We start from the raw sequence: 21,385 nt of genomic DNA on the forward strand, positions 1-21,385 counted from the left end.
TATGAGAGCTATTCATTTTGGCGGAGGAAATATCGGACGCGGTTTTATTGGAGAAGTTTTAAATCAAAATGATTTTACGATCGCATTTGTGGATGTCAATCATGAGATCATTGAAACTTTGAATGAAAAAAAATCTTATATGATCCATTTAGCAGAAGAAGGCGGAAAAACGATTGAAGTTGATAGAGTGTATGGAATCAACAACAGTACTAACCCTGAAGAAGTTGTGCAATTATTCAAAGAAACTGACTTGGTCACCACTGCTATTGGGCCAAAAATCCTTCCATACATTGCGCCGCTTATAGCTCAAGGAATCAGAGAAAGACGTACAGAAAAGGTATCCAAAACTTTAGATGTTATCGCATGCGAGAATATGATTGGTGGAAGCAGCTTCTTAAAAAACGAGGTAGTGAAACATCTAAATGAAGCAGATATTGAGTATGCTGAACAGTATATTGGTTTTCCAAATGCTGCCGTAGACCGTATCGTTCCTGCACAAACACACGAGGACGTATTGAGCGTGACAGTAGAACCTTATAAAGAATGGGTCGTAGAAAAAAGCGGCTTGAAAAACATTGATTTAGTTTTAAATGGTGTCGACTATGTAGATGATTTGGATCCATTCATAGAAAGAAAGTTATTTACTGTAAATACAGGGCATGCCGCTACAGCATATAACGGGAAATACGCTGGATACCAAATGATCGATGAAGCGTTGAAAGACGAAACGGTTTTAAAAGAGGTCAAACGTGTATTGAGTGAAACAGGAGAATTGATGGTCAATAAATGGCAATTTGATGCCAAAGAGCACCAACAATATATTGAAAAAATACTGAATCGTTTCAAAAATCCGTTTATTTCTGACGATATCGCTCGTGTAGGTAGAACACCTATGCGGAAATTGGGGTATGATGAACGCTTCATCAAGCCGCTGAGAGAGGCTTACTCTCGTCAACTAAGCATTGATGCGTTAGTGGAAACAATTGCCAAAGCCTTTATTTATCGTGATGATAAAGATGAAGAGAGCCAAGAATTATCTCGATTATTAGCAGAAAAAGAAACAGTTGATGTGATTCGTCAGGTCACATCATTGATCGATGAAGAGTTGATCCATAAAATTCTGACAGCATACCGTCAACTATTAAAAAATGACAAATAAATTAAGAGAACCCCTCATTGATTCATATGGAGTCTATGAGGGGGTTGCTTTGGCCGTTATTTAATCTGCCTTTTTATTTTGTCAAAAAAAAGACACATTTAAAAAGGGAAACAAAGGCAAAAAAGGTTATCATTTTTTCACTTTTTGAAAACATGCTATACTTTACGCAAATTAAGAGACCACCTCTTCTAATTTTTACTCCAGTTTTATCCTCAGTTTGATTAATCTCATCCTCATTTATTTTTAATAATACCAATTTATACTTTACATTTTTTATTCAGTCTGGTTTAATGTTTTATAAATTTTATATGTTCCTGCACAGAACAGCGGTTTATTTGGTTTGCCAACATATAAAGAAAAGAGGTTTAATGCATGAAAGAAACGATAAAAAGAGCCATTACAGAGTTGCCCCAAGAACAGATAGTTGATATTTATTTTGAAGGGTGCTATGGTGCATTGTACGAGGAAAAAGAACAGGCTTCATTGGAACTTTTCACGTACTCTTCAGATCATGGAGAAATTCAGTATAGATATTTGAAAAGGCCGATCCCTTACTTGATTAGTGACGAACAATATTATGATATCATTACGCCTTACGGCTATGGGGGGCCGAATATTGTAGTGGATAAAGGCGCTGAAAAGCTTGTCTATGAATTCCAAAAGGCATTCGCGCAGCACTGCAAAGAGCAAAAAATCGTTAGTGAATTCATTCGATTTCATTTACTGAAAAATAAAGAATTTGTGAATGGATTTTATGGTGAAGCCGTCTGTTCTGGAATGAATATCGTTAAAGATTTATGTACTCCTGTTCTTCAAGATTGCAGTAAAAGTGTTAAAAGAAGTATGAAGAAAGCTAGGCAACAAGGTCTAACGGTTGTCTATGATACATCGGGAGAAAGGTTAAATGATTTTTTAACGATTTATTCTTCTACTATGGACAGAAATGGTGCGGAGAATTATTATTACTTTGATGAATCTTTCTTCAAACGCCTAAATCGAGAAATGAAAGGCCATTACGTTTATGTCCATGTCTTATTGGACAATAAAGTGATCGCATCTGGATTAACTATTTATGGAACAACGTACAGTTATGGTTTTCTCGGCGGAACTTTAAGAGATTATTTTTCTTACAACCCTGCAACATTTTTAGAAATCAAAAGTATGGAATGGCTTAAAGAAAAAGAGATAGAGTATTATATCCTCGGCGGCGGTTATGAACCAGACGATGGCATCTATCGTTTTAAACGCAGCTTTGCTAAAACAACAGGGGACGTTCCATTTTATATCGGTAAAAAAATTCACGAACCCAATATTTATCATCAGCTAGTTCAACAACGCTCCAAAGAACCAAACTTCGAACCAACCAACTCTTATTTTCCTTTATATCGCTCTTAACATCAAAAAATCCAAAGATTTTTTTTCAAGTTCAACTCCACGTATTACCTTAATCGCAACAAAACCACGATAATGACTTCTAAAAACACCAATTATCTACATTTACCCTTAAAACTCAACTGAAAAGAAAGAAGGGAACTGGTTATGTACAAGACCGTTAAACCTTTAATCGATATTATTGGCGCCTTGATACTGTTGTTTTTTGTATGGCCGATGATTCTTTTTTGCGGAATCTGCATTAAGCTGGAAGACCCCTCAGGACCTGTCTTTTTTCTTCAAAAACGCGTTGGAAAAGGAGAAAAGATTTTTCATATTTATAAGCTGAGAACAATGAATTCAAAAAAAGACTTGAATGGAAGTTTATTGTCTGATTCCGAAAGGATGCTGCATTGCGGCAAGTGGATTCGAAAATTCAGCTTGGATGAGTTGCCTCAATTCATCAATATTTTAAAGGGTGAAATGAGTTTCATTGGTCCTAGACCTTTATTGCCCGAGTATTTAGCTTTCTATAGTGAAAAAGAAATTAAACGACACTCAGTAAAGCCTGGGATAAGCGGATGGGCTCAAATCAATGGAAGGAACTCCTTAACTTGGGAAGAACGTTTCGCGTTGGATTTAGAATACATTGAACAGCTGTCTTTAAAAATGGACGCTAAAATCGTCTTTTTGACGATAAAAAAAGTATTGGCCGGATCTGATGTAATAGAAGACGAATCTGAGGAACTAGCTGATTTTGATGTCTATCGAATGAATCAGCTGCGTAGATTAAAATAGATGGTAATACCACTTAATTGATATATTTAGAAAAGAGGCGTTTATTATGATACAACAAAGTATGTTGACTAAAGAGGTAACACAAAAATCTGAATGGGATAAGACACTTGCTTCATTTCAACAAAAAGATATTTATTTCACTTATGACTATATGCAGCCATTTAAACAAAATGGCGATGGAGAACCAGTATTGTTTTATTTTGAATCTTACTTGGGTAAAGTAGCGTATCCTTTTATGTATCGCGATATTGCTGAATGTGCTCGTTTCAAAGGGAAAATACCAGAGCAAACTTTTTTTGACATCAGCGGAGTATATGGATATGGAGGTCCGCTAGTAGAATTAAATCCATTGTATGGATCTAGAGAAATGGCAGAATTACTAAAAACAGATTTTCAAGAAAGTTTTTCAGCATATTGTAAAGAGAAAGGAATCGTTTCTCAATTCGACCGTTTCCATCCTTTACTGAATACTCATGAGTTTTTTGACGATTATTGTACAGTCACACCGAATAAAAAAACGATTTGCTTAGATTTGCAAAGTGTTGAATTTCTTACTCAAAACTTAACTTCAGGATGCCGAAACAAAATTCGCCAAGCTGAAAAAAATGGGGTAACGGTCATTGTGAATGACCGAATAGAGACCCTGGAAGAATTCAAGCAAATGTACCATTCCACGATGAAACACAATCAAGCTACAGACTACTACTTTTTTAATCCCCAGTTTTTTGACGATATAAAAAATCATCAGTCTGAACACCTCATTTTAGCAAATGCTTATTACCAAGGGGAAATCATTGCATCAGCATTGATCTTGAGTTTTGATCATTTCCTTCATCATCATTTTTCAGGATCCATTTCAGAATATAGGCACCTAAAACCAAATAACTTATTGTTCTACGAAATTGCCAAATGGGGAAGTAAACATGGATATGAAAGTTTCCATTTAGGTGGAGGACATGAATCAGAAGGTGATTCTTTATTCCGGTTTAAGAAGAGTTTCTCTAAATCTGAGCCGAAAGATTTTTATATTGGGAAAAAACTACACGATCCAGTTAAAAGCGACTTTTTAGCTCAACTCATCCATAAATCGTCCACCGAACCATCTGATTATTTTCCTCTTTACCGCAGTTAATTCATAGAAAAATAGAAAGGAGTATAGATATGAGAAAAGTCTTAATCGTTGCTTCTGTATCTGAAATGATCGAAGCTTTCCTGCTCCCGAATATTGAATTGTTGCAAAAAATGGGTAATGAAGTTCATGTAATGGCTAACTTTAAAGACACAGATGCATTAAGACAAGAGCGAATTGATTTGTTTAAAGAACAGTTGTTAAACAGAGGAGTTATCTCTTATTCATTGCCTATTCATCGAGAACCTTTTCATGCAGAAAACAAAAAAGCGTACAATCAGATGAAGAAAATCATTGAAACAGAAAACTTTTCTATGATACATTGTCACACACCCATCGGCGGAGTTCTGACTCGCTTAGCTGCCAGAAATGTTAGGAAATCCGGAACAAAAGTAGTCTATACGGCTCATGGGTTTCACTTTTTCAAAGGCGCACCGTTAAAAAATTGGGCACTCTTCTATACGGTCGAAAAAATATTGTCTAAATACACTGATTGTTTGATTACGATCAATCAAGAAGATTATTCTGCAGCACATTCGCATCATTTTAAAACTGATATGATCGAGCTGATTCCAGGAGTAGGAATCAATCCTTTAAAATTTAGGCCTGTTACTGAATCCAAAAGAAAATATTTGAGACAGCAGTATGGTTACAAAAAAGAGGAGTTTATCTTGATTTATGTAGCAGAATTGAGTTACCGCAAAAACCAGGATATGCTCATTACAATGATGCCGACATTACTGAGCGCCATACCAAATGCCAAGCTATTATTGGTTGGAGATGGAGAACAGGAAAAATGGCATAAGCTTCACACTTTAATTCAAGATCTAGGTGTTGAAAACCAAGTAAGCATGTTGGGTTTTAGGAGAGATGTCAATGATTTGATGTCTTTATCGAATGTTGTAGTCTCTGCTTCCAGACAAGAAGGACTACCGGTAAATGTATTAGAAGCGATGTCAGTCGGGTTGCCGTTAGTAGTGACAGATTGCAGAGGAAATCGAGACCTGGTTCGTGACGGGGAAAATGGTTTTGTCGTCGATATAGACGATACGGAACAATTTGTTGAAAGAATCGTCGACCTGTACCAGCATAAGGAAAAAAGAACAGCATTTAGTAAAGAAAGCTTGAAAGCAGTCAAAAAGTACAGCGTAAATAACGTAAACAACACTTTAGAGACAATTTATCATAAAACATTCCAACTGATCGAGCAAGATGAGTTGAAAAAACACCAAGCCACATCTTCTTCAAAAACGACCACCGCATTAAAAGGTTGAATCCACTCCACAGGGTACTTTGTTTATCCTGACCTCTTTATAACATCTGAGTTCCCTATAAAAATAGATTCCATAAAAAGAACATAAACTGCTAGAGCATTCCTCTAGTGAGATTTGAGGTGTTACTTTTGCCGAGAAGCATAAAAAAAAATCTAGGTTATCAAGTCTTATTTCAAACGATTCGTATTTTGATGCCGATTATCACGATTCCCATTGTTTCCAACGCGCTTGGTTCAAAAGGAATTGGTATCAGCTTGTTTTCTGGTTCGATTGCTGAATATTTTGTGCTGTTTTCCAGCTTGGGAATCGGGATTTATGGGAATAGAGAAATCGCTATAGTCAGAGATGATCCTGAAAAATTGCAACAAACTTTTTCAGAGCTGATCATCTTAAAATTCATTACTACTACAGCTTCTCTCATTGGTTACTTCATATTGGTCCACTTATTTTTTCAAGGAAGTCCTTTTGTTTATTTCCTCCAATCTTTTCATATCTTAGCTGTGTTATTTGATATTTCTTGGTTTTTTATGGGGTTGGAAGACTTCAAAAAAATCACGTTATCCCATTTATCCATACAAGTATTGATGTTCTTGTCGATCGTTTTCTTCATCAAGGATTATTCAGATCTTTATTTATACATTTTTATCATTGCTTTTGCTAACACCTTATCACAAGCAGTGATCTGGATATTCGTTCGTAAATATATTCATTTCCAGCATATCGAATTTTCCTCGTTGTGGCATCACTTAAAGCAAATGTGGGTTTATTTTATCCCGCAAATCGCTATAACTCTATACAGCACATTGAATCAAACCATTTTAGGTGTGATATCCGGCGAAGTGGAAGTTGGCATTTATGGGAATGCTGTCAAATTGAGTGCCGCAATCGTTACCATGATATCGACTATCAATAATGTTATGTTGCCCAGAATGAGCAACCTTTTTGCCAATCGGCAACTCCAACTCATTAAAACTTCTCTGAGCGATGTGATCCACGGACAGCTATTTATTTCTATTCCCGCGGTATTCGGATTATGCGCAGTGATTTCTTCTCTAGTACCTTGGTTTTTTGGTCAAGATTTTTTAGGGTTGATTCAATTGATTCCAATTTACTCCGTCGTCATCATTGCTGTTCCGTTAGGAATGTCTGTTTCAAATTTATACCTGCTTCCGACAGGAAATACGAGAGTGTACAGCTTTTCCGTTTTTTGCGGTGCAGGAATGAGTGCAGCATTAAATCTTCTACTGATTCCCGCTTTTGGAGCACTAGGAGCTATTTTAACTACAGTCTTAGTGGAGATATTTGTCACAACATATCGGCTTCTTTACCTAAGGAAAAAAATACAATTTGCATTGGATTACCGTTTGATTGGAAAGTATGTAACTGCTGCGGCGGCTATGTATGGCGGAATTGTTTTGCTGACCCGTCATTTAGCACCAAATATGTTAACGAATTTAATTCAATTGATGATTGGCGTCATCATTTATACAGGAATGTGTCTGATATTAAAGGTCCCTTTAGTCAAAACTATTTTTCTTCGTCTATTCTTGAAAGTGAAAGATATAAGCAGCAAGGCCATCCAATAAATTAAGATAAACAAGGAGAGATTGCGATGAATCAAAAGCCTCGGGCTAAATTACTTTTAACTCATTCCATCAAAGAGACGAGTAAACTACTCTTCCAACAACACAGAGTTGTGGTACGTAAAATAGTTTTTTTAGGAATAGACAACAGCATGATCTACTTAGCGACAGCGTTGTCTTACGTTTTTTTGAATCCTTACATTCTTATCCCGACAGAAACATTTTGGGTCGTTGTAAACTTATTTATGTTTGTTTATTCGATACTCGCTTTGAAGTTTGATTTATGTGCCACTTTGTATCGTTATACAGGAGTAAAAGATCTGCTCACATTGTTTGTGAGTTTGACCATTTCTTTTCTCATTGTATGCGTTACGACACCATTTGTTCTTTCTTTCAGCAGTCTGCGGTTCAACCTGTTGGTTTACTTGCTTTCTTTATTGATTGTGGGCAGCAGACACATTTTATTCCGTATTCTTTTTGAATTGAGAGCAACATTTGAAAATAACGGCTTAGCCAAAAAACGTATTCGGACGCTAGTCGTTGGCGCAGGAGATGGGGGTAGTATTTTTATCAAAAGTATTCAAAATCATCCTTCTGATATTCAAATAGTCGGAGTGGTAGACGACGATGCTGCAAAACAACAATTAAATTTTTATGGTGTGAAAATTTTAGGAACAACAAGGGATATCCCAAATTTAGTTGAACAACATGGAATAGAGCAGATCACGATTGCTGCTCCAAGTTTAAAAGCAGAAGAATTGGATCGAATATTAGGTATTTGCAACAGCAGCGGTGTTACGGCGAATCTGATTCCATCTATTGAAGATGTTTTGAATGGGAAGTTGACCGTCAATCGTTTTAGATCAATCGATGTAGTTGATTTATTAGGCAGAGAAGAAATTGAGCTGGACACGAAAACTTTATCGCACTCTATTTGTGGGAAAGTGATTATGATCAGTGGTGCCGGCGGATCGATTGGTTCGGAAATCTGCAGGATCGTAGCGGCATTTTCTCCAAAGAAAATCGTGCTTCTTGGACATGGAGAAAATTCTATTTATCAAATCCATAGAGAACTATCTAAAAAATATGGAAGCCGGATTGAGTTAGCGCCTGTGATCGCAGATGTTCAAGACCGTAAAAGAATTTTCGAAGTGATGCAAACCTATCATCCGGATATTGTTTACCATGCAGCTGCTCATAAGCATGTTCCTATGATGGAATACAATCCAGTTGAAGCAGTGAAGAACAATGTTTTTGGTTCTAAAAATATGGCGGAAGCTGCTAAATCTGCAGATGTTAAAACATTCGTTATGGTCTCTACAGACAAAGCCGTCAACCCGCCAAACGTCATGGGGGCGACCAAACGGATCGCAGAAATGATCGTGACAAGTTTGAACGAAAAAGGGAAAACGAAATTTGCTGCCGTACGGTTTGGAAATGTATTAGGCAGCAGAGGCAGTGTGATTCCGCTTTTTGAAGAACAAGTGAGAAATGGCGGGCCTGTCACTGTTACTGATTTTCGAATGACACGTTATTTTATGACGATTCCTGAAGCAAGTCGTTTAGTGATTCAAGCAGGCGCACTAGCTCAAGGAGGAGAAATTTTTGTCTTAGATATGGGTAAACCGGTCAAAATAGTAGAACTGGCTAAAAAAATTGTTAAGTTGAGTGGGTTTACAGAAGAAGAAATTCCTGTCGTTGAAACTGGTATCAGGCCAGGAGAAAAATTGTACGAAGAATTGCTGGTTGCTAATGAGCGGACCGACAAAAAAGTCTACGATAAAATTTTTGTAGGAAAGGCTGTTAATCGTCCAATGGAGGAAGTAGTTTCTTTTTTAAATCAGTTAACAAACTGCAAGCCTGAAGAATATAAAGAACAGCTCATTCAATTTGCAAAAGTAGGCGAGAAGTCTATCGTAGAAAAAGACGCTCAAGTTGTTCAAATGAATCACCCCCTTCATGAGGAGTTTACTGCAGCAAAAGAGAAGTCTTTAGCACCTGCTTAATCATAAAGAGAACTGGAGGAAAATAGTATGATGAAACCAAAACAAATCCTATTGTCTTCACCCCATATGTCTGGAAATGAACAAAAGTATATTGATGAAGCTTTTGAAACCAATTGGATCGCGCCTTTAGGGCCAAATGTCAATCATTTTGAAACAGAGCTGGCTAGGTATGCAGGAACTGTTGGAGCTTCTGTAACAAGTTCTGGAACGGCAGCAATTCACTTAGCGTTAACTACATTGGGTGTCAAAAGAGGCGACAGCGTATTTTGTTCTACGTTCACCTTTATTGCAAGTGCCAACCCGGCGGTTTATTTAGGAGCGGAATTGGTTTTCATTGACTCCGAATTAGATAGCTGGAATATGTCTCCTGATGCTTTAGAAAGAGCATTGATGGATGCTAAAAAAGCCAATCGCTTGCCTAAAGTCATTATTGTGGTCAATTTGTACGGCCAGAGTGCAAAAATGGATGAGCTGTGTAAGATTGCTGATACATTTGGAGTACCTATTGTAGAAGACGCAGCCGAATCTTTAGGAGCAGAATATAAAGGGAAAAAGAGCGGCAGTATCGGGAGAATCGGAATCTATTCTTTTAACGGCAATAAAATCATTACTACATCTGGTGGTGGAGCGATGGTTTCCAATGATGAAGAATTGTTGATTAAATCTCGTTTTTTAGCCACTCAAGCAAAGGACGCTGCTCCGTATTATCAACATAGTCAAATCGGGTATAATTACCGAATGAGTAATATTCTAGCTGGAGTAGGAAGGGCTCAATTAGCTGTTTTAGATGAGAGAGTCCAACAAAGAAGGGCGGTTTTTGAACGCTATACTGCCGAACTTGGATCACTCGAGGGACTCCACTTTATGCCAGAATTAGCGAATACCAAGTCAAATCGTTGGTTGACAACCATGTTGATAAATCCGGCTGTTATTAAGACCAACCCGTTTGATGTAATGGTAGAAATGAATGGTCAAGGTATTGAAACGAGAGCTTTATGGAAACCTCTGCATCGCCAGCCTGTATTCAAAAACACTGCATTTTATGCTCATCAACCTTACGAAATGCCTATTTCTGAAGCCTTGTTTGCCACTGGGATTTGTTTGCCGAGCGGCTCGAATATGACGGAAGATGATCAATACAGAGTCATTGATACGTTGAAAAAAGTGCTGAATAAGCAAACTGCCACAGTGAAAGCTGTATAACCTCTCCTAAAAAACCCTTCGTTTTACATCTATAGAAACAAAATACCCTTCAATAAATCTTTTATGTCCAATACTGACTACCGAATAGAGGAGTGTGATTATAAATGAAAAAAATTGGGTTAATTGTTCCATATTTCGGGAAATTTCCTAACTACTTTGATTTGTTTCTTAAAAGTTGTGCATCCAATCCAACTATTGACTGGTTGATTTTTACAGATAATGAAATCGACGACTTACCGAGCAACGTTAAAGTCATACCTATGACATTTGATCAATTGAAAAGCCTCATCTCCAATAAATTAAATACGACAGCTCCTTTACCGCATCCTTATAAATTATGCGACTATAAACCTGCTTATGGAAAAATATTTACTGCTTATCTAAAAGAATACGATTTTTGGGGACATTGTGACGTTGACTTGATTTTTGGTAATTTAAGGCAATTTATTACTGAAGAAATGTTAATAGAATACGATAAAATTTTTATGGACGGGCATCTGATTCTCTATCGGAACACTAAAAAAGTCAATCATACTTTTGACTTGATAGGAGATAGAGATACAAGCTTTAGATATTGTATCCAATTTCCTGAAGTGATGTACTTTGACGAGTGGGGAATCAATTTGTTGTACGAAAAGTATGGGCTGCGACAATACAATAATCCTCAGTATGCAGATATCCTTCCTCAATCTCCTTACTTCAGGAACGTTTTGTTCGGAGATGACCAACACCACAAAAATCAATTCTTCCAATGGAAAAATGGACATGTATACAAGTGTTGGGAGGAAAATGGTGAGATCCGCCAACGAGAATACAGTTACATTCATTTACAAAAACGTGCTTTTCCATCCCATCCTTCCTCTTTGACAGAAGAAGAAGCTTTTATCATCTCAGCTTACGGATTTTATTCTTGTGATGAATCCGTTGAAACCTCAAAAGCGAACTACAAACAAGTCTTTCAATACCATATAAAACGACTTAAGGGAATCACACCCGTCAAAGTAAAACGTACTCTGAAAGGGTTAATGTCATAAAAAGTCGTTCCCTCATGAAAGAAAGGAGTCTTTAAATGATGATTTCACGACCCATGGAGCTTAAGAAAAAATCTGAAAAAATTGCGGTTAATACTGTTTTGGTGGGTATGACTTGTTTTATAGGAGCATTATTGAATCAATCAGATGTATTGTTTGGGATAAATATTTCGTTGGCCGATTTTATCATCGTGTTATTCATCGCAGCATTGATTAATTACAATTTATTTCATGTATCTTCCACTCATATTGTGGTATTTATACTTTTTTCCGTAGTGATATTTGTAAATGCAGTATTTGTTATTCCTAATTTATTCCAAATACCCATTAGTCCAGGATCTGTATTGACTGACTATATCAAAGTGCTGGTTAGTTTCTTGTATTTTTTGGTCGGATATTTGATCGCAAAAAACGGTTTAAGCAGACCTCTTTTTAAATGGTTCGCGATTGCTGCTGTAATGATTGGTTGTTTAGGAATCGTTTTTTCTCTCGTACGTGTTCCGCAAATGGTAGAACTCTTGTTTTACGAACAAGTAAGATTGAAAGGGCTGATGAATGATCCGAATTATTTCTCAGTGATTCAATGTGCCGCTATTGCGATCATATTACGCCACAAACCCATCCCAAGTGCTCTAAAAATCAGTTCGATCGCCATACTGATTTTGTCGATTTTCAGCTCTGGTTCAAAGACAGGATTTCTTACTTTGGGCTGTTTATTGGTGTTTATTGTATTCAATAATTTTTTAGAAGGAAAAATGGAAGTGAAAAAGTTGATTTCCTACTTGTTGCTTTTGTTTGTTGTGTTTACTTTTCTGCCAAACTTGCAAACAATCTTAAGCGGCTTTTTAGAGATAGTTTCCGATAAATTCCCTGTATTTTCCAGGGTAGAACTGTTATTGACGGATTTTGACCAAGCTGTTACAGCGAATGGATCCGGTCGAGAGGAACAATGGGTTATTGCAATGGATCTGATCCAAGAGTTCCCTTTATTGGGGGTAGGAAATACAGCCAACTACTTAACTGTTGTTCAAGGGATGAGTCCTATGGGAAATCTTGCTCATAATACGTATTTGCAAATGGCAGGAGAATGGGGCTTACCTGTAACGCTTTTTATGGCGTATTACATTATCAGGGTGTTCCTCATACCGGTTTCTAAAGGAAAAAATAAACAGGTTCATCTCACGACAAAAGAAATGATGGCTGCTTTTTTAGTCAGTTCGCTGTCTCTTTCTTTTAATAATTCCCGCATTTTTTGGCTGCTATTGGGAATGGCTGTCTGGTATTCGATAGAGGCAAAAGAAAAATGGGTACAACAAACGCATAAAGATGGAGGACAGTACAACTGGAGGGATATGAATGAAGAATACGATTAGTTTACTGGAATTTTTATTGGTGCTTAAAAAAAATTGGTATGTGCTGTTTGCTAGTGGGGTCGTGTTTGCATTAGCAGCTTTTATTGCTAGTACATACATGATGACACCACAATATTCTGCTTCTATCAATTTACTAGTCAGTCAAGGCGCTGCAAATCCTCAAACGATGGAATTAGGAGATATCGAAACAAACTTGCGTATGATCCAAACCTATCGGGATGTGATACAAGACCCTATCGTATTGGATGATGCGGCAGAAAATTTAGGGAACGAATTTACTGCAGAGGAACTGAAGGAGAAAATTGAGGTAGCAATCGAAGAAAATTCGCAAGTATTCTCTTTAACGGCTTTTGCAGATCAACCCGATAAAGCTGCACTGATTGCTAACGAAATAGCCGCTTCGTTTCAGGAAAATATTACAGAAGTGGTCAGTATAGAAAATGTAGCTATTTTATCTCCTGCAAAAAGCAATCCATCTTCCATTTATCCAAATGTACCTTTTCATACGATTCTGGGTGGATTGATCGGTATGTTGATTGGAACTGTTTATGCGCTGATCAGAACTTTATCAGATCAAAAGATCCGTACTGAAACTCTGATACCTCAATTGTTAGACTGGAATATTATTGGAGTAATCAGTTCTATGGAAGTCGCGGGAAATGCTGGTTATCAAAATAAGAATCAGCTGAATAGAAAAATACCAGCAAAAAAAATGGTGAAAACATATTTAAATCGGAATTAGTTCTATTGGAGGTCATATAAATGAATCCTTTAATCAGTATCATCGTCCCAGTATATAATGTTGAAATGTATGTCCAGCAATGTATTGAAAGCATATTAAACCAAACCTATAAGCATATAGAAGTGATCTTAGTGGATGATGGATCTTTAGATCGTTCAGGTGTGATTTGTGAGGAATATGGTTTTGCAGATCCTCGAGTCAAAGTCATCCATAAAGAAAATGGAGGGCTGAGTTCAGCTAGAAATGTTGGACTAGATAATGCTAAAGGGAAATTTATTGGATTTGTTGACAGTGACGACTGGATCGACAGTCATATGTATGAGTCCATGCTTCATTTAGCTCTTACCCATCAAGCAGATGTTGTACAGTGTGGTTATGCTTTGATCAACGAGCAAGGGAAGGTAACCCGTGAAATCAATTTTGGAAATCAACGATTCAATTCTAAAAAAGAAGTGGAGAAAGCTTATTATATAACAAATGAACTTAGTTCTGTAGTATGGAATAAGCTGTATAAAGCTGAGTTGTTTGAAGAACTACGTTTCAAAGTTGGTAAAAATAATGAAGATGTCTTTATGTTAACCGATGCTTTAGTCCACATTTTTAAGATGGTGAATACTCCTAAAAACTATTACTATTACCTGCAGCGGAAAGGGAGTATCATGGGGGCTCAATTCACAGAAAAAAAATTCGACAGGCTGGAGGCTGGAGAATACTCACTGCAACAGTGTTTATACTACACACCTCAATATCAAAACTGGGCAAGAATAGAAGTCTGTAAAGTTTGTGTTTTCCTGTACATTGATTTGATGCACAGCAAAAATAGAGAGAATAAAGATTATAAAAACAAACTGATTTTAGATTTTAACAAACATTTTCAAGTGTTAAAAAGAAGTTCAGAATTAAAACAAGCTAAATTAATTGATAAAATACTTATTCACAGCTTTTCGCTAAATAAGGCTTTTACTCAGTACTCATATGATTTGTACCGGTTGGTCCGGGGGTGAAAAAGAGGCTGAATGGAGTGTTTTTTATGATCGAGACGCTCGAGAATAAACATCGAAAATCGGTTATTTTGATGTTTGACAAATCATTGAACCTCTGTTAAGATTGTTCCAGTTTCACTTAAGTGCGCGCTTAAACGAACGAAACAAAAAAATGATTCAATAAAAAAGGAGGAAACCAAATGTTGATGTTTAACTGTTGTTGTTCATGTTGTATTAAAAACTCATGTAATCAGTTAACATCGTATGCGGTTTCTTTTAGTTAAAAAAGTCTTTTTGTGTTATGTTAAATAACAAAATGTTACGGTTTTCTAGGAAAACTGTAGGCTTTTTATATTAAACCAATTATGAAGATGAACTGTGCATGAGAATAACTATTCTCATGCACTTTTTTGTTTTTTTATTAAAGAGGAGCGGAAAAATGTGGAAAAAAGAGTACAAGTGAAAAGGCCCAGCCTGATGGTTCAAGTCGTTATAGGAGCAGTTATTGGAGTTTTGTTGGGCTATTTAAGCCCGGCGACAGGAATAGAATTGGAATTTTTAGGTACTTTATTTATGAATTTTATTCAAATGGTCATCGTACCATTGATTTTCCCGTTGATTGTACTGGCTATAGTGGAAATCAGCAAAGCGAAGCGCTTTGGTAAAGTTGCGTTTAAATCTTTTGCGTATTTTTTTATAGTGACGACATTTTTGATTGTTTTAACGCTGATCATCGGTGCTTTGAGCAACGTAGGTAATGGTCTTTTGATTGATTCAATCAGTACCGAAGCTTTGGATGGGATAGCCAACAGTATTGATTTTAGAACATTTATTCTAGGGATTATCCCAAGTAATATTTTCCAAGCCTTGGCAGAGGGCAATTTATTGCCAATCATCTTCTTTGGGGTTTTCTTAGGCATCTCTTTAGTCACTATCGGAGAAAAAGCAAAACCGGTGTTAGATTTCTTTGATGCTTGGATAAGCGCTATGTTCAAAATGGTCAACTATGCTATTGCACTTGCACCAATCGGAGTGTTTGGATTTTTAGCTTATGATGTGGCTACATATGGAGTCAGCAATTTGTTGTCTCTAGGCCAATTTGTCATTTGGGCTTACATAGCTTATGCTGTTGTAGCGTTTGTTGTGTATCCGATAATTGGTTTAGGGTTTAAGGTTCCGTATTTTACTCTATTAAAAGAAACTAGCGATTTGTCGCTATTGGCTTTTTCAACAGGAAGTTCAAGTGTAGTGTTACCTTCTCTGATTGATCGATTGAAGAAATTTGGTGTTCCAAGTTCAGTAGCTTCGTTTGTTACTTCTTTGGGGTATTCTTTCAACCTAGGAGGAGCTGCTGTTTATACGACATTAGCGGTCATGTTTGTGGTTAATTTGTATGGAGCTACTTTAAATGCAACAGATTATACCGCATTGATTTTCTTTTTGACCATCATCACTAAAAGCATTGCAGCAGTGCCCTCAGGAGCAGTAGTGGTTTTATTAGCTTCTGCTACTCAATTAGGATTGCCGCCACAAGGAGTGGCGCTTTTGGTATCGATTGACTTCTTTGTTAATGCAGGTCGTACGGCATTAAACGTTGTAGGAAATGCATTAGCGCCAGTTGTAATAGCTAAGACGGAAGGGCAATTTGTTCCTTCAAGCATTTTGAATGAAAAAGAGAGTACAAATTTGGTAAAATAAGAAGATAAGAAATGGAGTGGACATTAAACATGAAAAAAGTATATATTATTCACGAAAATGATGATTGGACAAGACACTTAACAGCTCGCTTGGATGAATTGAATGTACCTTATGAAAACTGGGATTTATCAGAAGGGTTAGTAGATATTCAAGCTGCTCCACCAGAGGGTGTTTTTTATAACCGTATGAGTGCTTCTTCTCATACTAGAGGTCATCGATATGCTCCAGAATTGACAGACAATTTATTGCACTGGTTAGAAAGCAATGGTGCTACGGTAATCAATGGTACAGGAGCAATCGAATTAGAAGTCAGTAAATTAAAACAACATTTAGCATTGAAGACAAACGGGATCACTACACCGGAAACTATAGGAGCTGTTGGGAAAGAAAATATTATCCGTGCAGCTGAAAAGTTGAATCGTTTTCCATTCATCATCAAACATAATCGTGCCGGTAAAGGGCTTGGAGTACGTTTGATGTATACAATTCAAGATTTAAAAGACTATGTTTATGGGCCGGAGTTTGAAGATTCTATTGACGGAATCAGCTTGATCCAACAATATGTTCGCCCAGCTGATGGAAACATTGTCCGTTCTGAATTTATTAACGGGAAATTCTTTTATGCTGTGAAAGTTGATTCTAGTGACGGATTTGAACTTTGTCCTGCAGATAATTGCCAAATTCCTATTGGAACAGAAATGTGCCCAGCAGAAGAATCTGAAGAGTTGATACCAAGCAAATTTAAGATCAAAGAAGATGGACTGCCTCAAGCTCAAATCGATTTATACGAAGCATTCTTAAAAAAACAACGTATTGACGTAGCTGCTATTGAGTTTATTGAAACTGAAGACGGTCAAACATACGCTTATGACGTAAATACTAATACAAATTACAATGCAGACGCTGAAAGAGAAGCCGGTAAGTACGCTATGTTAGAACTAGCAAATTACCTAAAAAGTGAATTGGAAAAAACAACGGCTGTAGAAGCATAAGCAATTCAGAATGACCTTCAATACAAGATGAAAAAAACAGTACAAGCTTGCTTGCACTGTTTTTTTATATTTTAATTAAAAAATAGAGGTAAATATATTAGGAACTAAAGATTGAAATGATATACTAAGCTTAACAGTTAAATGGGGAGTTGAAGAGACAGTGCAAAAGAAACCTTTGAACTTTGCTCATAGAGGATTCAGTGGAAAATATCCAGAAAATACGATGCTGGCTTTTCAAAAAGCTTTTGAAATAGGAGTCGACGGTATCGAAATAGACATTCAATTGACGAAAGACCAAGAATTGATCGTGATTCATGATACGACTGTCAATCGAACAACGGATGGAAAAGGTTATGTTAAAGATAAAACGTTAAACGAGTTGCAGCAGTTAAATGCTGCACATAAGTTTCCAGAGATTAGTAACAAGGAAATTATCCCTACCTTAAAAGAATATTTTGAGTGGGTAAAAGAAAAGCCTTTACTAACCAATATAGAATTGAAGACCAATGTATTCGAGTATCCGGGAATTGAGGAAAAAGTCATAAAGCTCATTCAAGAGTATCAATTGCAGCATACAATTATTTTTTCTTCATTCAACCATTACACTATTAAGAAATTGAAAGAATTAGATTCGACCATCAAATGCGGCTTGTTATCTTCAGATTGGCTCGTTGACTTTGGCGAGTATGCTAAAAAAGTCGGAGTAGAATGTGTACACCCGGCACACTATACTTTACAGAATCCTATAGTATTAAATGAGCTCTTAGAAAAGCAACTAGAGATTAACACATGGACAGTCAATAAAGAGGAACAAATGAGAAGTTTGATTCAAGCTGGAGTGACCAGTATTATCACAAACTATCCAGATAAGTTAAACAACATCTTTAAAGAGCAATCAGGAGAATTTTTTTAAAAGGTACCCAAGGGCAGCTGCGAGTAACAGCTGCTTTTTTGAGTTATGCAAACAATACTGTATTAAAAAACCAACCAAAAGAAAATCTATTTATGGAATGATCCTAATAACACTCCGTTCATTAGTTGCTTTTAAAAAGTTTATATATCCAACAATTTGGTGTTATTTTTATTCTGCCTTGAATTCATAGGTTCTTTTACGTATAGTGTTTGGTAATAGAGCGAAATAGGAGTGAAGAGTGTGACGAAAAAAATAATGATGAATGTGATTTGCGTAGTTTTAGGCACGACTTTAGTAGGAATAGGCGGAAGTTTGTGTATCAAAGCAGCTATAGGAGTTTCCGCTATGGACGCCTTCAATAGCGGAATCAGTGAATTAACTACGATTAAAGTTGGAACAGTCTCGGTTATCATTAATGTGTTGTTAGTATTTGTCCAATGGATCATCCAAAGACGTGATTTTAAACTGTTTCAACTGATGCAAATCCCTTTATCTTTATTGATCGGAGAAGTCATCAATACAATGGTATATGTTGTATTGCCTTCACTTATTTTGGGAGACTATTATATGAATGTTCTGTTGATCATAGTAGGTAATTTGACTGCAGCTTTAGGTGTAGGATTATGCACAGCTTTAGACTTTGTCAGTTTTCCATTAGAATCGCTCTGTATGGTGCTCAGCAAGCGAACAAAAGCCAGTTTCGGGAAAATCAGACAGTCTGCAGATATCATACTTATTGCTGCTTCTTTAACACTAACCTTACTATTCGGTGGTTCTTTCTTTATTCGTGAAGGAACAATTATCGGTGCTCTTCTTTTTGCTCCTATTATGAATTTTATTTACTTGAATATTTATCGTATATTCCCCATTCATCAAATCAAGCTTACTCCAGTTGCAAAAAAAATTACTTAAAGAGATTAGTGCTCCTGATCTTTTTTCGTATAAAGAACATAAGAATCGAGTTGACAAAATATAAATTAAAGCATACACTTGAATGTATGATAACGGTTTCTGGAATCGGTTAACGAAATCGATACACAAAATAAATACAGCATAAGAGCAGGTGAGCAGATTGGCTAAAAAGAATGTCACTTTAAAAGATATCGCAAAAGCAGCAAATGTCAGCGGAACAACTATTTCTCGTTATTTGAATGGGAAATTTGATTACATGTCAACAGACACCCGTCAAACTATTGAAAAAGTAATCAAAGAGTTGGATTATCGACCAAGCAATATAGCCCGATCTTTGAAATCACAAAAAAGCATGCTGCTTGGTGCAGTCATTGCAGATATTGAAAATCCTTTTTCAAATACGATCATAAAAGGTTTATCTGATCGTGCGAATGATTTGAATTATTCATTGATGGTGGCTGTTTCAGATGGTTCAAAAGAGCAAGAACAAAAACACATCCAACGTTTTTTAGACAACAGAGTAGATGGGTTGGTCATCAACACAGTAGGAGAGAACGAAGACTATTTAATGTCATTGAAAAAGGAACATGTTCCGATTGTTTTATTGGATAAATCTATTTCTGATAAAAGTTATGATTGCATCACTTCGAATAATTACGATCTCAGTAAAGAATTGACGCAACATTTAGTGGAAGAAGGGTTTAATTCAATCGGATATTTTACACCAACTTTAACCTCTAACACTGTACAGCAAAATAGGTTTCAAGCTTTAGAAGACGTGTTGAAACATCATTCAGATATTGAAATGAAGCAATACATTACAGTCAACGGACAGACAGATTCATTAAGTGAGACAGCAGAAGATTTTTTCAAGCTGCCTGAACCGCGTGTGTTGATAGCAGCTAATGGATTGATTTTATTGAACGTATTGAAAAAAATCGAGAAATCAGGAAAAAGAATAGCTGTTGATTACGGTATTTGTGGATTCGATGATATTCAATCTGCATCCATTATCAGCCCTGGTATCACAACAGTTGCTCAAAATTCATATGGATTAGGAAAAGAAAGTACATCTTTATTGGTCCAGAAAATCAACGAAAAAAAAGAGGACTATTCCGTTACTTACAAGGAATTACCTGGAGAACTGAGAATACGAAAATCTACTAGAATAGAAGAATGGGAAAGGTATAAGCAATGAGTGATGTAATTTTGATTGGCGAACCAATGGGATTATTTATTTCGAATGAGTATGGTGAATTAGAAGAAGGGAAGACTTTTTTTAAAGGAATCGCCGGAGCTGAAGTCAATGTAGGGACAGGATTAGCCAGACTTGGATTTGAGGTGGATTTTCTCACCAAGCTAGGCAAGGACCCATTTGGACAATATATCTATAAATATTTACAAAATGAAAAAATCGGTACAGAACATATTTCCTTTGATGAAGAACTGAATACAGGAATCATGTTGAAAAACAAAACCAAAGAAGGAGATCCTATCACTGCTTATTATCGAAATGAGAGTGCTTTTACGAACTTCTCTATTGAAGACGTAATGGATATTGATTTTTCTGAAGTTCGCCTGCTGCATGTAACCGGGATTCCTCCTGCTGTAAATCGTATCACTCGAGGAGCTGTCTACCATTTGATGGCTAAAGCGAGAGAAGCAGGAACCTTTATTACTTTCGACCCAAATTTGCGTCCTGAGTTATGGAAAAATGAAGAAACGATGATCAAAGTATTGAACAACATGGCTCGCTATGCAAATGTGGTCCTTCCTGGAATCAGTGAAGGCGAAAAATTAACGGGTTCTAGAGACAAAGAAACGATCACGCAATTTTATTTAGACATGGGTGTAGATTATGTTGTGATTAAAACTGGGTCTGATGGTGCATTTATAAAAAACAAGGTCAAGAAATGAAAAATGTACCTGGATTTGCAGTGAAAGAAGTCCTTGATATAGTAGGGGCTGGAGACGGATTCGCAGTTGGAGTCATCAGTGGCTACTTGGATGGATTAGACATGCAAAACAGTGTGCTTCGTACGAACGCTATAGGCTCACTGCAAGCACAAAACCAAGGCGACAATGAAGGGTTGCCTACACGTGATGAGTTAGAAAAATACATTCAAGAAAATAATCCATTAAATTAAAGTGTCTGATTCAAGAGCTCTTCACTAAAAAGTGAGAGCTCTTATTTTAACCCGTATGATTTGAATCATTT

17 protein-coding genes and 1 pseudogene are annotated in these 21,385 nt (G+C 36.6%); all 18 read left to right on the forward strand.

All coding sequences use genetic code 11. The annotated features are described in order from the left end of the window. The first annotated feature begins 1 nt into the window (after window position 1). Window positions 2–1,159: a mannitol-1-phosphate 5-dehydrogenase gene (locus ACE025_RS05895; RefSeq protein WP_485938411.1), complete on the forward strand. Its 1,158-nt coding sequence runs from the start codon at window positions 2–4 to the stop codon at window positions 1,157–1,159. A 372-nt stretch (window positions 1,160–1,531) separates the two neighbouring features. Beyond that, window positions 1,532–2,554, forward strand: coding sequence for a GNAT family N-acetyltransferase (locus ACE025_RS05900; RefSeq protein WP_485938413.1), 1,023 nt, complete (start codon window positions 1,532–1,534; stop codon window positions 2,552–2,554). 144 nt (window positions 2,555–2,698) lie between these two features. Then, window positions 2,699–3,328, forward strand: coding sequence for a sugar transferase (locus ACE025_RS05905; protein WP_485938415.1), 630 nt, complete (start codon window positions 2,699–2,701; stop codon window positions 3,326–3,328). Between the two features lie 46 nt (window positions 3,329–3,374). Further along, window positions 3,375–4,460 carry a lipid II:glycine glycyltransferase FemX gene (locus tag ACE025_RS05910; RefSeq protein WP_485938417.1) on the forward strand — a complete coding sequence of 362 codons (1,086 nt, stop codon included), beginning with the start codon at window positions 3,375–3,377 and terminating at the stop codon, window positions 4,458–4,460. Window positions 4,461–4,489: 29 nt separating this feature from the next. Beyond that, a complete protein-coding gene (locus tag ACE025_RS05915; RefSeq protein ID WP_485938419.1) occupies window positions 4,490–5,731 on the forward strand; it encodes a glycosyltransferase family 4 protein in 1,242 nt (413 codons plus the stop codon). A gap of 128 nt (window positions 5,732–5,859) precedes the next feature. Further along, window positions 5,860–7,317 (forward strand): oligosaccharide flippase family protein, encoded by a 1,458-nt coding sequence (locus tag ACE025_RS05920; protein ID WP_485938421.1) that lies wholly within the window; start codon window positions 5,860–5,862, stop codon window positions 7,315–7,317. Between the two features lie 149 nt (window positions 7,318–7,466). Further along, window positions 7,467–9,320, forward strand: coding sequence for a polysaccharide biosynthesis protein (locus tag ACE025_RS05925; protein WP_485938518.1), 1,854 nt, complete (start codon window positions 7,467–7,469; stop codon window positions 9,318–9,320). A 30-nt stretch (window positions 9,321–9,350) separates the two neighbouring features. Next, the gene (locus ACE025_RS05930) at window positions 9,351–10,523 is read left to right on the forward strand and encodes a DegT/DnrJ/EryC1/StrS family aminotransferase (RefSeq protein ID WP_485938520.1); all 1,173 of its coding nucleotides are present in this window, start codon (window positions 9,351–9,353) and stop codon (window positions 10,521–10,523) included. A 104-nt stretch (window positions 10,524–10,627) separates the two neighbouring features. Then, on the forward strand, window positions 10,628–11,557 hold the full coding sequence (locus ACE025_RS05935) for a DUF6625 family protein (RefSeq protein ID WP_485938423.1): 930 nt from the start codon (window positions 10,628–10,630) through the stop codon (window positions 11,555–11,557). Window positions 11,558–11,592: 35 nt separating this feature from the next. Continuing rightward, on the forward strand, window positions 11,593–12,927 hold the full coding sequence (locus ACE025_RS05940) for an O-antigen ligase family protein (RefSeq protein WP_485938425.1): 1,335 nt from the start codon (window positions 11,593–11,595) through the stop codon (window positions 12,925–12,927). Then, window positions 12,911–13,669: a YveK family protein gene (locus ACE025_RS05945; protein ID WP_485938427.1), complete on the forward strand. Its 759-nt coding sequence runs from the start codon at window positions 12,911–12,913 to the stop codon at window positions 13,667–13,669. The genes ACE025_RS05940 and ACE025_RS05945 overlap by 17 nt, the downstream gene beginning before the upstream one ends. A 20-nt stretch (window positions 13,670–13,689) precedes the next feature. After that, window positions 13,690–14,673 (forward strand): glycosyltransferase family 2 protein, encoded by a 984-nt coding sequence (locus tag ACE025_RS05950; protein ID WP_485938429.1) that lies wholly within the window; start codon window positions 13,690–13,692, stop codon window positions 14,671–14,673. Window positions 14,674–15,093: 420 nt separating this feature from the next. Further along, a complete protein-coding gene (locus ACE025_RS05955) occupies window positions 15,094–16,350 on the forward strand; it encodes a dicarboxylate/amino acid:cation symporter (RefSeq protein ID WP_485938431.1) in 1,257 nt (418 codons plus the stop codon). A 29-nt stretch (window positions 16,351–16,379) separates the two neighbouring features. After that, complete coding sequence (locus ACE025_RS05960) at window positions 16,380–17,342, forward strand: ATP-grasp domain-containing protein (protein ID WP_485938433.1); 963 nt, start codon at window positions 16,380–16,382, stop codon at window positions 17,340–17,342. A 160-nt stretch (window positions 17,343–17,502) separates the two neighbouring features. Further along, complete coding sequence (locus ACE025_RS05965) at window positions 17,503–18,255, forward strand: glycerophosphodiester phosphodiesterase (RefSeq protein ID WP_485938435.1); 753 nt, start codon at window positions 17,503–17,505, stop codon at window positions 18,253–18,255. Window positions 18,256–18,495: 240 nt separating this feature from the next. Further along, window positions 18,496–19,167 (forward strand): YczE/YyaS/YitT family protein, encoded by a 672-nt coding sequence (locus tag ACE025_RS05970; RefSeq protein ID WP_485938437.1) that lies wholly within the window; start codon window positions 18,496–18,498, stop codon window positions 19,165–19,167. Between the two features lie 160 nt (window positions 19,168–19,327). Further along, window positions 19,328–20,365, forward strand: a complete 1,038-nt coding sequence (locus ACE025_RS05975; protein ID WP_485938439.1) for a LacI family DNA-binding transcriptional regulator — start codon at window positions 19,328–19,330, stop codon at window positions 20,363–20,365. Window positions 20,366–20,391: 26 nt separating this feature from the next. Continuing rightward, window positions 20,392–21,314, forward strand: a pseudogene (locus ACE025_RS05980) (sugar kinase). Window positions 21,315–21,385 lie beyond the last annotated feature (71 nt).

The organism is Desemzia sp. AGC72 (assembly GCF_057334175.1).

What these genes read in the sequence shown, in the direction of transcription:
- ACE025_RS05910 (WP_485938417.1), top strand. Translation starts at nt 3,375, where the DNA reads ATGATACAACAAAGTATGTTGACTAAAGAGGTAACACAAAAATCTGAA.
- ACE025_RS05950 (WP_485938429.1), top strand. Translation starts at nt 13,690, where the DNA reads ATGAATCCTTTAATCAGTATCATCGTCCCAGTATATAATGTTGAAATG.
- ACE025_RS05960 (WP_485938433.1), top strand. Translation starts at nt 16,380, where the DNA reads ATGAAAAAAGTATATATTATTCACGAAAATGATGATTGGACAAGACAC.
- ACE025_RS05905 (WP_485938415.1), top strand. Translation starts at nt 2,699, where the DNA reads ATGTACAAGACCGTTAAACCTTTAATCGATATTATTGGCGCCTTGATA.
- ACE025_RS05915 (WP_485938419.1), top strand. Translation starts at nt 4,490, where the DNA reads ATGAGAAAAGTCTTAATCGTTGCTTCTGTATCTGAAATGATCGAAGCT.
- ACE025_RS05945 (WP_485938427.1), top strand. Translation starts at nt 12,911, where the DNA reads ATGAAGAATACGATTAGTTTACTGGAATTTTTATTGGTGCTTAAAAAA.
- ACE025_RS05930 (WP_485938520.1), top strand. Translation starts at nt 9,351, where the DNA reads ATGAAACCAAAACAAATCCTATTGTCTTCACCCCATATGTCTGGAAAT.
- ACE025_RS05935 (WP_485938423.1), top strand. Translation starts at nt 10,628, where the DNA reads ATGAAAAAAATTGGGTTAATTGTTCCATATTTCGGGAAATTTCCTAAC.
- ACE025_RS05940 (WP_485938425.1), top strand. Translation starts at nt 11,593, where the DNA reads ATGATGATTTCACGACCCATGGAGCTTAAGAAAAAATCTGAAAAAATT.
- ACE025_RS05900 (WP_485938413.1), top strand. Translation starts at nt 1,532, where the DNA reads ATGAAAGAAACGATAAAAAGAGCCATTACAGAGTTGCCCCAAGAACAG.
- ACE025_RS05925 (WP_485938518.1), top strand. Translation starts at nt 7,467, where the DNA reads ATGATCTACTTAGCGACAGCGTTGTCTTACGTTTTTTTGAATCCTTAC.
- ACE025_RS05895 (WP_485938411.1), top strand. Translation starts at nt 2, where the DNA reads ATGAGAGCTATTCATTTTGGCGGAGGAAATATCGGACGCGGTTTTATT.